This is a genomic window from Micromonospora sp. NBC_01392, assembly GCF_045040125.1.
Taxonomy (GTDB): domain Bacteria; phylum Actinomycetota; class Actinomycetes; order Mycobacteriales; family Micromonosporaceae; genus Micromonospora.
The window spans coordinates 6,537,844-6,550,863 of record NZ_CP109549.1 but is presented as its reverse complement, the minus strand read 5'-3'; the positions used below and the strand labels follow the sequence as shown (position 1 = coordinate 6,550,863).

Here is a 13,020-nt window from a genome sequence, read left to right as displayed (position 1 = left end):
CCCGCCCGGATGGCACGACGTCAATCTCGATGTCTGAAACCCGCGATGAGATGTTGCAGTGACGGTGCCACTACGCCACGTTGACAGCCGAAGGATCGGTTGACGATTCGCCGGAGGTGCGCGATGCCCCGCTGGAAGTGGTTCCACCGCAGCAACGAGCCGGTCGATCTGGTGCAGCGGCCGACCAGCAGCGAGCGCCCTGGCGAAACCGGGAAGCGCAACGACGGCGCCAACGTCCTGCCGTTGGTCCGCTCTCCAGCGACCCGGGCCGCTCAGGCGCGAACAGAAGATGGCGGGAAGCGTCGTAACGGTGGCGAGCCGTGAGGCCGGAGCGGAGACCGGACACGCCCCTCATCGTGGCGGTGTCCTGGGCCGTCATCGACTACCACGTGGCGTACACCTGCCCGCGTTGCCGGCCGTACGGATGGTGTCCCCGGGTGGTCGTCGCCCGCGCCCGCATCCGCGCCTGGCGCAAGGTCTGTGGGCAGTGACGGAGCTGAAGCCCGGCGTGCTGCTCCTCGTGGGCAGGGCGGCCGGCGTGCAGTTCGCGAGGCCGTTCCACTTCCGGCTGATCCGCGTCCTCGACTGGAGCACCTACGACGGCTGGACGTGGCTGGACGGCTACCAGCTCGACGAGCAGGGCGACGCCGTGGCGCGGCGGTCGATCTTCGTCAAGCGGTGCGGGTTGAGCGCAGGCTCCGCTTCTTCACAACGAATGCTGGGGATGAGGCCGGCTCCGGACGGCGGGCGCCGGAGCAATGGAGCGCGGGTGCCGACCAGTCGCCCCTCTCCCCGCTCGGCGCGGCAATGGACAGGACAGGGACGGACTGATGGTGCGTAGTTGGCGGGACACCCGCTCCCGGATGAACCTCGACGAGGCAAAGGTGGCTGCGCACAGGGAGCGGATGCTCGCCGAGGCCAGGGCATTGTGGCCGGAACCACCACCCCGTCCGATCGACCGCACCAACGGGCCGGGCCGGGAGGAGCCGCGATGACCACTCACCGCACGCCGGCGGCCCAGGTGGTCGACGTGCCCGCCGATCGTCTGCACCGCCGGTTCCTGGGCTGGGCGCGATGAGCATCCTTCGGGCCGGCGACGAGAAGTTCCACTACAGCGACGGCTCGCACCGGTGGATCCCGCCGGACCCGGACTACGACCAGGAGGTCTGGGACGAGCAGGTGCGCCAGCACAAGCAGGGTCACTCGCGGAACGAGCGTCCGACCGTCCGCATCCAGCGCTTGGTCTGAGCGCCGCCGCTCACGGTTCTACGCACCCCTGGCGTTCCACCCGCCGGCCGGGTCGCCATCGGGTGGAACGCTATGGCTGTCTCCGGCGCCCTGATGCACCCGTGGCGTTCCACTCGCGGGCGTCTGGGAGCGCGACTGGAACGCCACGGGTGATCTGACGAGAAGTCCCTTGCAGTGACGGCCCGCCGGACCCGGACTACGACCAGGAGGTCTGGGGCGAACAGGTGCGCCAGCACAAGCAGGGCCACCTGAGGAACGAGCGCCCGAAGGTCCGCATCCAACGCCTGGTCTGAGCGCCGCCGCGCCGCGTACAAGAAAAAGGTCGTACCGTGCGGTCATGCTCTATGTCGGCCTGCTCGGCTGGGTGCTGATCCACGTGCTGGCCCTCGCCGCGGTCGTCGCGATCGTCTGCCTCGCGCGGTGGTTGTGGTGGTCGACGCGACGCGGCGTGGCGGCGCTGCCGGGCCGGCTGCGGGCGCTGCCCGGCCGGCTTCGGTCGTTCACGGTCGAGCCGCCGCCGGGGGCGGCGTTCAACGACGCCCGGGACGTGTGGCCGATGCCGGTGGACGACTGAGGCGCAATCGGCAGGTGAGGGGATGTGTCGGTGATTCGCCAGCGATTGACCCGTATCGCCCTCTGGTGCTGCGGCGAGTTATAGGTATGGTGGTCTATGCCCAGGGTCGTCCGAGCCACGGGGATGGGGAGTGCGGCCGGGCGCAGCGGCCCGATCGCTTCGAGGCCGCCTAGATCAGTTCGCGCTGAAGGTCGGAATACGCAATGGACGGACGGCCGCGGGGCCCCTGAGCCCGCTGATCTGGCTTCGCGTCCCTCTGGCACCGGGCCGATCGGCGAAACCTTTTCGACGGTCGGATCGGGCCTGTTCCCACCGCTTTCCTGCGTGCGGGCCCTGTGGCACGATCGTGGAACCTCCACCATCCCCGGTGTCCCATCCCCGACAGGAGAGCGAACATGTCTGGTCGAAGACTGGGCCGGCTGCTTGGCTCAATGCTGGTTTTTGCCGCTGTCATGAGTGGCGTCCTGGTCGGCGCAGGGCCCGAGCTCGGCGACATGCAGACCGCGGACGTCATCTGGAACATGCCTGCGACTCGCTGACGTTCACCGTCCCCTCCGAGCCAGGCGAACGTCGATCGACGGAAGGGGCGGCATGTCCGCACAGCCCGTCAAGGGCTCGCGGTCCAATGATCACGCTTGGCTGATCACCGGGCCGCTCGTCCTTTTCGCTGTCGTCTGTTCGACGGTGACCGGTCTGATCAGTGACCATCCGTTCGGCGGCTGGCCGCTGGCGGTGGTGCTGCTGGTGGCGATGGTCGCCGCCGGGCTCCCGGTGCTCAACTTCACCGTACGACGCCAGTCGCTCGGTGTGACGATCACCGAGATCCCGTTGGTGCTCGCGTTCTATCTGACCCGTCCGCTGACGGTGGTCGCGATCTGCACCGGGGCCGCGATCCTCACCCATCTCTGGCACCGGATGGGCGCGACGAAGCTCTGGTTCAACGTCGCCCGTGCGGCGGCCGGCTCCTCGCTCGCCGTGCTGGTGTTGCAGGTGCTGCCCCCGGTCGAGGGCGTGGGCCCGCGCACCTGGCTGACGCTGTTCACCGCCGCCATCATGGTCAACCTGGTCAGCATCACGTCGGTGGCCGGCGTCTACACGTTGGTCCAGGGCTGGCAGACCGGCCGCGACGCCTTCCGCAAGTCGCCCTCCGCGCTGTTCTCCGCCGGCATCAACATCGTCGCCGGTCTGATCGTCCTGATCCTGATCACCTCCAACTGGTGGTCGTTGGTCCTGCTGTCCGCGCTGATCTCCGCGCTGGCGCTTGTCTACCGCGCGTACGCGCAGTTCTTCCGGCAGCACCGGACGCTCTCCGACATGTACGAGCTGAGCCGCGCGGTCAGCGGCAGCGGCCAGGACGGCACGCTCGCCGACGCCCTGCTGGGCCGCGTCCGGTCGATGCTCCAGGCGGAGTACGCGACGCTCTGGCTGCCCGCGCAGCGCCGCCACCCGGAGGTGCTGCTGACCTCCCGGATCGCCGACCCGGGGCTGCTGGACGTGGCGCCCACGCCCGCCGCCCTGCGCGAGCAGGTCCGCCGGGACGGGCAGACGCTGGTGCTCACCCGCGGCGCGGGCGCGGACGGGAAACTGCGGACCGCGCTCACCGAGCAGCGGGTCAAGGACGTCATCGTGGTGCCGCTGCGCTCCGGGCAGGCGGTCGTCGGCACCCTTGAGGTGGCCAACCGGCTCGGTGCCAGCAACTCGTTCAGCCGCACCGACGTGCCGCTGCTGGAGACCGTCGCCGCGCACGCCGCGGTCGCGTTGGAGAACTCCCGCCTGGTCGACCGGCTGCGGCACGACGCCGAGCACGACACGTTGACCAAGCTGCCGAACCGGCGGCGACTCATCGCGGCGGTGGGGGAGGCGGTCAAGATCCGCGCCCCCGGCGAGGTGGTGGCGCTGCTGCTCTTCGACGTCGACCGGCTGCGCCAGGTCAACGAGTCGTTGGGCCACGCGGCCGGCGACAAGGTGCTGGTCGAGGTGGCCGAGCGGCTTCGGGCCTGCGCGCCCTCCTCGGCGCTTGTGGGTCGCGCCGGCGGGGACGAGTTCCTGGTGACGCTCCGGCTGGAGGGCGTCGAGGCCGCGCTGGACCTGGCGACCCAGCTCCGGGAGCAGATCCGGGACGAGATGGTCTTCGACGCGCTCACCCTGGACGTGGACACCGCCGTCGGCGTGGCCGTCCACCCCGACCACGGTGGGGACGCGGTGGCGTTGCTCCAGCGCGTCGACCTGGCGGCCAACGCGGCGAAGTCGGTGCCGGGCAGCGTGCAGCTCTACAGCCCGGCGCTGGAGTCGCGGTCGCTGCGCCGGCTCGGTCTCGCCGGCGACCTGAAGCGGGCGCTGGAGGACGGCGCGCTGGAGGTCTACTTCCAGCCCAAGGTCACGCTGCGGGACCGCCGCCTGGTGGGCGTGGAGTGCCTGGCGCGTTGGGAGCACCCGGCGCACGGCACGGTCTCGCCGGACGACTTCGTGGCGGTGGCCGAGCACACCGGCCAGCTCGGCCGGCTCACCGAGTTCGTGCTGCGGGAGAGCCTGCGGCGCAGCCGCGACTGGAGCCACGGCGAGCAGCCGCTCTGCGTCTCGGTCAACCTGGCCGCCCGGACGGTGAACGACCCGCGCTTCCCGGGGCTGGTGCGGGAGCTGCTGACGGAGTACGGCGTGCCGCCGCAGCGGCTCACGCTGGAGATCACCGAGGCGGGCGTGCTGGACGGCACCGAACGGCCCGTGCCGATCCTGCGCTGTCTGCGCGACATCGGGGTCCGGCTCTCGGTGGACGACTTCGGCACCGGCAACTCGTCGCTGGCCCAACTGCGTCGGCTGCCGGTGCACGAGGTGAAGGTGGACCGGTCGTTCGTGCAGGGCATGGCGACCGACCCGGGCGATCTGGCCATCGTCAACGCGGTGGTGACGCTCTCCCAGCAGTTCGGCCTGACGGTGGTGGCCGAGGGGGTGGAGAGCGAGTTGACCCTGGAGTTGCTCCAGGACATCGGCTGCGAGATCGGCCAGGGCTTCCTGTTCAGCCGGCCGCTGCCGTACGAGCGCCTGGAGGCGTGGTTCGGCGCTCAGGTCGACCCCGAGACGGTCGCCGCGGGGGAGCTGCCGCGGCTGCGTGTGGTGCCCTGAGCAGGGCTGGCACCTGTCGGGGGGATCCGATTTCACCTCCGCGACGCGGTCGTGTACTGTTTCCTCTGCGCGACACCCGAAGGGTGATCGAGCAGGCCCCCTTAGCTCAGTCGGCAGAGCGTCTCCATGGTAAGGAGAAGGTCTACGGTTCGATTCCGTAAGGGGGCTCAAAGGGTCCGGCTGGACCCGCCACGGCGGTGTAGCTCAGATGGTAGAGCAAGCGGCTCATAATCGCTGTGTCGCCGGTTCAAGTCCGGCCACCGCTACTCTCGTCCCCCGGGTCCGCCCGGTGGTCGGTGGGATGGGCGCCACAGGGCGCCCACTTTGCATGTCCGCGTGGTCAGCGCGTAGGCTGACACGCCGTAGTTGATATCCGTGAGCGAGGAAGGCACTCCGCCGTGGCGAAGGCGACCGATGTCCGGCCGAAGATCACTTTGGCGTGTGTGGAGTGCAAGGAGCGCAACTACATCACGCGCAAGAACCGCCGTAACGACCCGGACCGCATCGAGCTGAAGAAGTTCTGCCCCCGGGACGGCAAGCACACCGTCCACCGCGAGACCCGCTGACGCCCGGCCGGCACCGCCGGCCCCGCAGCAGCATCCCGTACGCCGATTCGCACCGGTCGACGGCCTGAGAAGGTCGCTCGACCGCGCGGATCGGCGTTCGTGTGTTCCGTGTAGGTTCGCGGCATGTCCCTGGACCCGTCCTTCGTCGGCCGGACCTATCCGCCGACCGCCCCCTATCTGGTGGGCCGAGAAAAGATCCGCGAGTTCGCCACCGCCGTCGGCGCGACCGACCCGGCGCACCACGACCCGGAGGCGGCCCGGGCGCTCGGCCACCCCGACGTGGTCGCGCCGCCGACCTTCCCGGTGATCGTCACCATGGCGGCCAACCAGCAGATCGTCGATGACCCGGCGCTGGGCGTCGACTACAGCCGGGTGGTCCACGGCGACCAGCGCTTCGCGTACACCCGGCCGGTGGTGGCCGGTGACGAGTTGGTGTGCGTCAACGTCATCGAGGACGTCAGCAGCCGGGGCGGGCACGGGTTCCTGACCACCCGCACCGACGTGAGCACCGTGGCCGGTGAGCCGGTGGTCGCGGTCTGGTCCAAGATCGTCGTACGTCGGGAGGAGGCGTGAGCATGGAACTGCCCGTCCAGACGTTCCGGGTGACCCGGGCGGACCTGGTCCGCTACGCCGGCGCCTCGGGGGACTTCAACCCGATCCACTGGAGTGACCGCACCGCCACCGGGGTGGGCCTGCCCGGGGTCATCGCCCACGGCATGTTCACCATGGCCCTGGTCGGTCGCGCGGTCGCCGGCTGGGCCGGCGCGCCGGACGCGGTGGTCGATTTCGGTGTCCGCTTCACCCGGCCGGTGGTCGTGCCGGACACCGACGAGGGCACCGAGATCGAGGTCGCCGCCGTGGTCAAGGAGGTCACCGAGGCGGGCCTGACCAGGCTCGACATCACCGCCACCTGTCGGGGCGAGAAGGTGCTGTCGCAGGCCCGGGCACTGATCCGTACTCCTCGCTGAGGGGCCACCCGACGCGCGAGGGGCAGACCGGTTGGGAAAGTCGCACGACTACCCGTACACTGGTCCGCCGTGGGGCAAGTGACCCCCGCTCGGCACAACGTGTCCGGGTGGAGGTGAGTTGCCGCACAGGGGTGTAGCTCAATTGGCAGAGCAGCGGTCTCCAAAACCGCAGGCTGCAGGTTCAAGTCCTGTCACCCCTGCGCCTCAGGCCTGACCGTTCCCGTGGGTCGTGCCGCCGTTCGCGGCGGCGTCCGGCCCGTGGTGGTGGCACCGGTGGGGTGGTTCCGAGGCGTTCGGGGCCCTCCCGTCCGGTCCGCCGGCCGCGGCCCGTCGCGGGACGGTTGGTCCGGCCGGCGTGACCAACACGCCGCGCACGCCGCCCGGCGTGCGACCCCATACCCGCACGGAGGGCGAAGTGGCCGAGAAGAAGCGGCGCGGCGAGGACGACGGCGACGAGCGTCTGAACGACGACGCGACCGTCGACGGCGTGGCCGACGACGATGTGGCCGACGACGCCGCCGACGCGGACGAGCCGGTCTCCCGGGGCGGCACTGCCACCCGCAAGCGGGCCCAGGCCGAGCCGGCCGAGGGCCGGAAGACCCGCAAGGACACCGAGCGGATCGGGCTGTTCGCCCGCATCGCGCGGTTCTTCCGCGAGGTCGTGGCCGAGCTGCGTAAGGTCATCTGGCCGACCCGCAAGGAGCTGCTGACCTACACGGCCGTGGTGGTCACCTTCGTGGCGGTGATGCTGGCGATCGTGGCCGGTCTGGACTACGGCTTCGCCAAGGCGGTGCTGTGGGTCTTCGGCAACCCCAGCTGACCTGCGCACAGTAATACTGACGGAAGTGAGCGAGCGTGCCTGAGTACGACGAGACCGCCGAGACCCCGGACGAGCAGTCCGCGGTGGCGACGGCGGCCAACAACGAGTCGGTCGAGGCCGCCAGCGAGCCGGAGTTCCCGACCACCGAGCCGGCCCCGGACGAGGACTTCGACCCGGTCGCCGAGCTGCGCCAGAAGCTGCGCTACGCGCCCGGTGACTGGTACGTGGTGCACTCGTACGCCGGCTACGAGAACAAGGTCAAGACCAACCTCGAGACCCGGATCACGTCCCTCGACATGGAGGACTACATCTACCAGGTCGAGGTGCCGACCCGGGAAGAGGTCGAGGTCAAGAACGGCAAGCGGTCTCAGGTCCAGGCGAAGGTCTTCCCGGGCTACATCCTGGTCCGGATGGAGCTGACCGCGGAGTCCTACTCCTGCGTCCGGAACACCCCGGGGGTCACCGGCTTCGTCGGCGCCACCGACCGGGCCGACCGGCCGGCGCCGCTGAGCCTCGACGAGGTGCTCAAGTGGCTCGCCCCGGCGGTCGAGACCGAGCAGAAGAAGGCCAAGCCCGAGATCAAGGTCCTCGACTTCGAGGTCGGCGACTCGGTCACCGTCACCGACGGCGCGTTCGCGTCGCTGCCGGCGACGATCAGTGAGATCAACGCCGACCAGCAGAAGCTCAAGGTGCTGGTGTCGATCTTCGGCCGGGAGACCCCGGTCGAGCTGAACTTCAACCAGGTCGCCAAGATCTGACGGATGTCCGCACCGGCGGTCGGCCTTCCCGGGCCGGCCGCCGGTGTGCCGTTCCACCGGTCGCCGACCTCGGCGGCAAAGCCGGTAGCGGGTTGCGCTACCCTTGAACGTCGGCCGTCCGCACCGCGCTGACCGTGCGCGCCCGCGGGCGGCGGAGAATCCCAGTTTCAAGCCCCAGGAAGAGACATGCCTCCGAAGAAGAAGCTCGTCAAGACGTTCACGCTTCAGCTGCCGGCGGGCCAGGCCACCCCGGCGCCGCCGGTCGGCCCCGCGCTCGGCCAGCACGGCGTGAACATCATGGAGTTCTGCAAGTCCTACAACGCGCAGACCGAGTCCCAGCGTGGCGACGTCGTCCCCGCCGAGATCAGCGTCTACGAGGACCGCACCTTCACCTTCGTGCTGAAGACCCCGCCCGCCGCCCGGCTGCTGATCAAGGCCGCCGGCGTGCAGAAGGGCTCGGGCGTCCCGCACAAGGAGAAGGTCGGCTCGGTCACCCGCGCCCAGCTGCGCGAGATCGCCGAGAAGAAGATGGCGGACCTCAACGCCAACGACATCGAGCAGGCCGAGAAGATCATCGCCGGCACCGCCCGGTCGATGGGCCTGACCGTCGCCGACTGATCTCGTCGTACCCGCTCCACCCGATCCGTTCGTGGGAGGGCCGCGAGTCCCGCGCGCCCGCCAGAGACCACAGGAGTCACCAGAAATGCAGCGCAGCAAGAGCTACCGCAAGGCCGCCGAGGTCATCGACCGGTCGAAGCTGTACGCCCCCGCCGAGGCCGTGAAGCTGGCCAAGGAGAACACCAACGTCAAGTTCGACGCCACGGTCGAGGTCGCGATGCGCCTCGGCGTCGACCCCCGCAAGGCGGACCAGATGGTCCGCGGCACGGTCAACCTGCCGCACGGCACCGGTAAGACCGCCCGCGTGATCGTCTTCGCCGCCGGCGCGAAGGCCGAGGAGGCCGCCGCCGCGGGTGCGGATGAGGTGGGCACCGACGAGCTGGTCGCTCGCATCCAGGGCGGTTGGCTGGACTTCGACGCGGCGATCGCCACGCCGGACCAGATGGCCAAGATCGGCCGGATCGCGCGGATCCTGGGCCCGCGCGGTCTCATGCCGAACCCGAAGACCGGCACCGTGACCATGGACGTCACCAAGGCGGTCGCGGACATCAAGGGCGGTAAGATCACCTTCCGGGTGGACAAGCACTCGAACCTGCACCTGATCATCGGCAAGGCATCCTTCTCGGAGAACCAGCTGATCGACAACTACGCCGCGGTGCTGGACGAGGTCCTCCGTGCCAAGCCGTCCGCGGCCAAGGGCACGTACCTCAAGAAGGTCACGCTGACCACCACCATGGGCCCGGGCGTCCCGGTCGACCCGAAGCTGATCAAGAACCTGCAGGAGGGCTCGGCCGAGGCCTGAGCACGCACCTCCCGGACGGGGCCCCGCCACCACCACGTGGCGGGGCCCCGTCCGTCTGTCCGCTGTGGCAGGCTCGGCGCATGCGGCTCGACGGCGTCTGGCTCCGGTATCACCGGCACGGCCCCTGGGTGCTGCGACAGGTCGACGCGACGATCGGTCCGGGCGAGGTCGCGGTCGTGCTCGGCCGCAACGGCGCGGGCAAGTCCACGCTGCTCCAGCTCGCCGCCGGGGTGCTGCGGCCGAGCCGTGGTCGGGTGGTCGACCGGCCGGCGACAGTCGGTTGGGTGCCGGAACGCTTCCCCGCCGACCAGCCGTTCACCGTCGGGGACTACCTGGCCGCCATGGGCCGCGTCGCCGGCCTGCCCGGTCCCGCCGCCGACCGGGCGGTGCGCCACTGGGTGGAGCGGCTGGGCCTGACCCGCTTCTCCGACGTGCGTCTGCCGCAGCTCTCCAAGGGCACCGCGCAGAAGGTCGGCCTGGCCCAGGCGCTGCTGCGCCCGCCCGGCCTGCTGGTGCTCGACGAGCCCTGGGAGGGGCTCGACGCGGCGGCCCGCGAGCTGGTCCCCGAGATGATCGGCGAGGTGCTGGCCGGCGGCGGCGCGGTGCTGGTCAGCGACCACCGGGGCGAGACGGTCCGGCTGCCCGGCGCCCGCCGCTGGTCGGTCACCGACGGCACGCTGACCGAGGAGGCGTCGTCCGAGGGCTCGGCCGTCGCGGTGGTCGAGCTGGCGGTGCCGGCCGCGGGGCTCGCCGCCGCCGTCGCCCGCCTGCGCGCCGACGGCCACCAGATCCTTCGGGTACGCGAACCCGCCGTCCCGCCCGCCGCCGGGTCACCGGCACCGGCTCCCGCCGGCGGGCCGGGCGTCGAGGCCCCCGGCGAGTCGCCGGCACCGGGCCGGTCCGGCGCGTCGCTGGCCGAGCCCGATGGCGGGTCGCCGGGCCTTCCCGGCGCGTCGACGGTCGAGTCCGACGGCGGGTCACCGGATGTCTCCGGCCCGCCCGGCGTCGAGGGCGGGGCCGGGTCGGGGACGCCGGAGGCCGGTGCCGGCCGCGCCGGCGTGGCGTCGGAGGTGGGCCGGTGATCGCGCTGGTCCGGCTGCGGCTGGCCGGCTTCGTGCGTACCGGACGGGCGCTCGCGCCGGTGCTGACCGGCCTGCTCGCCCTGGGCATCCTCTACGGCGGCGGTGGCGCGGGCCGACCGGCGGAGGTCTACGGCGTCTCCGCGGTGGTGATCTTCCCGGTGCTGGCCTGGCAGACCAAGATCCTGCTGGACGTCGAACCCGACGTGCAGCGCCGGCTGGCCCGGGTCGTGGTCGGGCCGGCCCGGGAACGGGCGGCCGGGCTGCTCGCGGCGCTCGTGGCCGGGCTCGCCGTGGTGCTTGTCGCGTTGGCGATGCCGTGGCCGCTCGGCGCGGTGTCGCTGGCGGGCGGGCCGGCGGGCCGGCCGGCGCTCGTCGGGGTGGCGCTCGGCGTCTGGGCGCACCTGCTCGCGCTGCCGGCGGCGGTGGCGCTCGGCGCGCTGGCCAGCCGGCCGATCACCCGCAGCGCCGGCTACGGTGCGGCGGTGCTGGCGGTCGGCGTGGTCGGGGTGGTGGTGTGCGGGTTGTCCGACTCGGTGGTGCCGTGGCTGGTCCCGCCGGTGATGGCGACCGCGCGGGCGGTCACCGCGCCGGTGACGCCCGGCGCGGGGCTGCTGCTCACCGGCTGGGCGGCGCTGTGGGTGGCGGTGGCGCTGGCCGGCTACGCCTGGGGGCGGCGCACCCGGGCCTGACCGCCGGGTGACCCGGAGCACTCCGGGGCGATTTGGCGCTCTGCCGCACGTCGCGTAACCTGAACCGGTAGTTCCACCCAAAGACCGCTGGTCACCGTGCCCCGGCACGGTCGAAGGTCCCGCGACGACGGGCGACCCGCGCAGGGCGGCAAGCGAAACTCGGTGTCAGGCACGGTCCGCCGACTGTGTTCCATGATCCCGGCCCTCGCCCCGTGCGCCCCGCGCCGGGGCTTTTTCGTTGTCGTGGTGCCTCCGCCGCCGTCGCGACGTCCTGTCGCCGGCGTGCCAGCTCCGAGTAACGAGAGAGGAGGGACATGGCGGACAAGCCGATCCGGGCCGACAAGGCCACGGCCGTCGCCGAGCTGACCGAGAACTTCCGCACCTCGGGAGCCACCGTGCTCACCGAGTACCGCGGGCTCACGGTCTCGCAGCTCACCCAGCTGCGGCGCGCGCTCGGCAAGGAGACCAGCTACACGGTCGCGAAGAACACGCTGGCCAAGCGTGCCGCGACCGATGCGGGCATCTCCGGCCTCGACGAGCTGTTCACCGGTCCTACCGCGCTGACTTTCGTTTCGGGCGACGTCGTCGAGGCGGCGAAGGGGCTTCGCGACTTCGCGAAGGCCAACCCGAAGCTCGTCATCAAGGGCGGTGTCTTCGAGGGCAGGGCCATTTCCGCGGCCGAGGTCACGAAGCTCGCCGACCTGGAGTCCCGCGAGGTGCTGCTGGCCAAGCTGGCCGGTGCCATGAAGGGCAACCTGAGCAAGGCCGCGGCCCTGTTCCAGGCGCCGCTCTCCAAGGCCGCCCGCGCGGCGGCCGCCCTGGCGGACAAGAAGCGCGAGCAGGAGGGCGCCGAGGCGGCCTGAGGCCGCACGGCGCACCACATTCTTAGTTTCCACTTTCAGAAAGGACGCCAGACATGGCGAAGCTCAGCACCGACGAGCTGCTCGACGCGTTCAAGGAGATGACGCTGATCGAGCTCTCCGAGTTCGTGAAGCAGTTCGAGGAGACCTTCGAGGTCACCGCCGCCGCTCCGGTCGCGGTTGCCGCTGCCGGCGGTGCCGGTGGCGCTGCCGCCGCCCCGGCCGAGGAGGAGAAGGACGAGTTCGACGTCATCCTCGAGGCCGACGGTGGCAAGAAGATCCAGGTCATCAAGGTCGTGCGTGAGCTGACCGGCCTGGGCCTCAAGGAGGCCAAGGACCTGGTCGAGGCCGCTCCGAAGGCCGTCCTGGAGAAGGCCAACAAGGAGACCGCCGAGAAGGCCAAGGCCAAGCTCGAGGGCGAGGGCGCCAAGGTCACCCTCAAGTGACCTTGTGCTGACCTGACGCGCGTCCGGCTCACGTGAGCCGGGGCACACCGTGTCGCAGCGGGCGGTGATCCGGGAGACCGGGTCACCGCCCGCTGTCGTGGTGTCACCCGCTGGAAGCGCCGTGAGCAGGGCGTACAGGTTCCTCGTACCGGCCTCTCAGCGATGGGGAGCCGGTAGCCCGTCGGTGGGAAAGACACTCTGAGCGGTAACCGGCCCTTGACGCGGCACCGGCCGGCAGGCACGCTGGCATCAGCAAGACCTTCCGCGCTTGCAACGGCCGCCACTCGGGTAAGGGCAACGGCAGCACCAACGCCGCGGCTCCCGAGCGGACCGGCAGGAGCGTCGCGTTCCGAGCGGCCCGATGGACCCGGGTTTTCGAGGTCCCAGGGCTTGTTCCGCGACGACCTGCGGGGTGGGCTGGACAGCGGTTAGCCTCTCGGCTACACTGCTAGTTTGCGCTGCCTTCCGA

The 13,020-nt window shown here is 71.1% G+C and carries 16 protein-coding genes and 3 tRNA genes; all 19 read left to right on the top strand.

Annotated features, from left to right (window positions below):
* The first annotated feature begins 356 nt into the window (after positions 1-356).
* The 19 genes from OG767_RS28620 to rplL all read left to right on the top strand — a co-directional run bounded on the left by OG767_RS28620 (position 357) and on the right by rplL (position 12,551).
* The gene (locus OG767_RS28620; protein WP_405091251.1) at positions 357-491 is read left to right on the top strand and encodes a hypothetical protein; all 135 of its coding nucleotides are present in this window, start codon (positions 357-359) and stop codon (positions 489-491) included.
* 5 nt (positions 492-496) lie between these two features.
* Positions 497-841 (top strand): hypothetical protein, encoded by a 345-nt coding sequence (locus tag OG767_RS28615; RefSeq protein ID WP_405094337.1) that lies wholly within the window; start codon positions 497-499, stop codon positions 839-841.
* A gap of 233 nt (positions 842-1,074) precedes the next feature.
* Positions 1,075-1,248, top strand: a complete 174-nt coding sequence (locus OG767_RS28610) for a hypothetical protein (protein ID WP_405091250.1) — start codon at positions 1,075-1,077, stop codon at positions 1,246-1,248.
* 337 nt (positions 1,249-1,585) lie between these two features.
* A complete protein-coding gene (locus tag OG767_RS28605; protein WP_405091249.1) occupies positions 1,586-1,822 on the top strand; it encodes a hypothetical protein in 237 nt (78 codons plus the stop codon).
* Between the two features lie 591 nt (positions 1,823-2,413).
* Positions 2,414-4,942: a putative bifunctional diguanylate cyclase/phosphodiesterase gene (locus OG767_RS28600; protein ID WP_405091248.1), complete on the top strand. Its 2,529-nt coding sequence runs from the start codon at positions 2,414-2,416 to the stop codon at positions 4,940-4,942.
* 95 nt (positions 4,943-5,037) lie between these two features.
* Positions 5,038-5,110, top strand: a tRNA-Thr gene (locus tag OG767_RS28595).
* Between the two features lie 25 nt (positions 5,111-5,135).
* Positions 5,136-5,208, top strand: a tRNA-Met gene (locus OG767_RS28590).
* Positions 5,209-5,340: 132 nt separating this feature from the next.
* The gene (rpmG, locus tag OG767_RS28585) at positions 5,341-5,508 is read left to right on the top strand and encodes a 50S ribosomal protein L33 (RefSeq protein WP_013288652.1); all 168 of its coding nucleotides are present in this window, start codon (positions 5,341-5,343) and stop codon (positions 5,506-5,508) included.
* A gap of 123 nt (positions 5,509-5,631) precedes the next feature.
* Complete coding sequence (locus OG767_RS28580; protein WP_107157427.1) at positions 5,632-6,081, top strand: MaoC family dehydratase N-terminal domain-containing protein; 450 nt, start codon at positions 5,632-5,634, stop codon at positions 6,079-6,081.
* Between the two features lie 2 nt (positions 6,082-6,083).
* Positions 6,084-6,476 carry a MaoC family dehydratase gene (locus OG767_RS28575; protein ID WP_107157428.1) on the top strand — a complete coding sequence of 131 codons (393 nt, stop codon included), beginning with the start codon at positions 6,084-6,086 and terminating at the stop codon, positions 6,474-6,476.
* A gap of 127 nt (positions 6,477-6,603) precedes the next feature.
* Positions 6,604-6,676, top strand: a tRNA-Trp gene (locus OG767_RS28570).
* 215 nt (positions 6,677-6,891) lie between these two features.
* Entirely contained in the window at positions 6,892-7,296 is a 405-nt protein-coding gene (gene secE, locus OG767_RS28565) for a preprotein translocase subunit SecE (protein ID WP_107157494.1), read from the top strand.
* Between the two features lie 35 nt (positions 7,297-7,331).
* Positions 7,332-8,054 (top strand): transcription termination/antitermination protein NusG, encoded by a 723-nt coding sequence (nusG, locus tag OG767_RS28560; protein WP_281938128.1) that lies wholly within the window; start codon positions 7,332-7,334, stop codon positions 8,052-8,054.
* 186 nt (positions 8,055-8,240) lie between these two features.
* On the top strand, positions 8,241-8,672 hold the full coding sequence (gene rplK / locus OG767_RS28555; protein WP_107157429.1) for a 50S ribosomal protein L11: 432 nt from the start codon (positions 8,241-8,243) through the stop codon (positions 8,670-8,672).
* Between the two features lie 85 nt (positions 8,673-8,757).
* Positions 8,758-9,474, top strand: a complete 717-nt coding sequence (rplA, locus tag OG767_RS28550) for a 50S ribosomal protein L1 (RefSeq protein WP_107157430.1) — start codon at positions 8,758-8,760, stop codon at positions 9,472-9,474.
* Positions 9,475-9,554: 80 nt separating this feature from the next.
* Complete coding sequence (locus tag OG767_RS28545; RefSeq protein ID WP_405091247.1) at positions 9,555-10,556, top strand: ATP-binding cassette domain-containing protein; 1,002 nt, start codon at positions 9,555-9,557, stop codon at positions 10,554-10,556.
* Positions 10,553-11,245 carry a hypothetical protein gene (locus OG767_RS28540; RefSeq protein ID WP_405091246.1) on the top strand — a complete coding sequence of 231 codons (693 nt, stop codon included), beginning with the start codon at positions 10,553-10,555 and terminating at the stop codon, positions 11,243-11,245. Before OG767_RS28545 ends, OG767_RS28540 begins: the two co-directional genes overlap by 4 nt.
* Before the next feature lie 314 nt (positions 11,246-11,559).
* Positions 11,560-12,108, top strand: coding sequence for a 50S ribosomal protein L10 (gene rplJ / locus OG767_RS28535; RefSeq protein WP_281938123.1), 549 nt, complete (start codon positions 11,560-11,562; stop codon positions 12,106-12,108).
* Between the two features lie 53 nt (positions 12,109-12,161).
* Positions 12,162-12,551, top strand: coding sequence for a 50S ribosomal protein L7/L12 (rplL, locus tag OG767_RS28530; protein ID WP_405091245.1), 390 nt, complete (start codon positions 12,162-12,164; stop codon positions 12,549-12,551).
* Positions 12,552-13,020: the final 469 nt, after the last annotated feature.

What these genes read in the sequence shown, in the direction of transcription:
- OG767_RS28605 (WP_405091249.1), top strand. Translation starts at nt 1,586, where the DNA reads ATGCTCTATGTCGGCCTGCTCGGCTGGGTGCTGATCCACGTGCTGGCC.
- rplA (WP_107157430.1), top strand. Translation starts at nt 8,758, where the DNA reads ATGCAGCGCAGCAAGAGCTACCGCAAGGCCGCCGAGGTCATCGACCGG.
- rplJ (WP_281938123.1), top strand. Translation starts at nt 11,560, where the DNA reads ATGGCGGACAAGCCGATCCGGGCCGACAAGGCCACGGCCGTCGCCGAG.
- OG767_RS28580 (WP_107157427.1), top strand. Translation starts at nt 5,632, where the DNA reads ATGTCCCTGGACCCGTCCTTCGTCGGCCGGACCTATCCGCCGACCGCC.
- OG767_RS28545 (WP_405091247.1), top strand. Translation starts at nt 9,555, where the DNA reads ATGCGGCTCGACGGCGTCTGGCTCCGGTATCACCGGCACGGCCCCTGG.
- rplL (WP_405091245.1), top strand. Translation starts at nt 12,162, where the DNA reads ATGGCGAAGCTCAGCACCGACGAGCTGCTCGACGCGTTCAAGGAGATG.
- OG767_RS28600 (WP_405091248.1), top strand. Translation starts at nt 2,414, where the DNA reads ATGTCCGCACAGCCCGTCAAGGGCTCGCGGTCCAATGATCACGCTTGG.
- OG767_RS28610 (WP_405091250.1), top strand. Translation starts at nt 1,075, where the DNA reads ATGAGCATCCTTCGGGCCGGCGACGAGAAGTTCCACTACAGCGACGGC.
- OG767_RS28575 (WP_107157428.1), top strand. Translation starts at nt 6,084, where the DNA reads ATGGAACTGCCCGTCCAGACGTTCCGGGTGACCCGGGCGGACCTGGTC.
- rplK (WP_107157429.1), top strand. Translation starts at nt 8,241, where the DNA reads ATGCCTCCGAAGAAGAAGCTCGTCAAGACGTTCACGCTTCAGCTGCCG.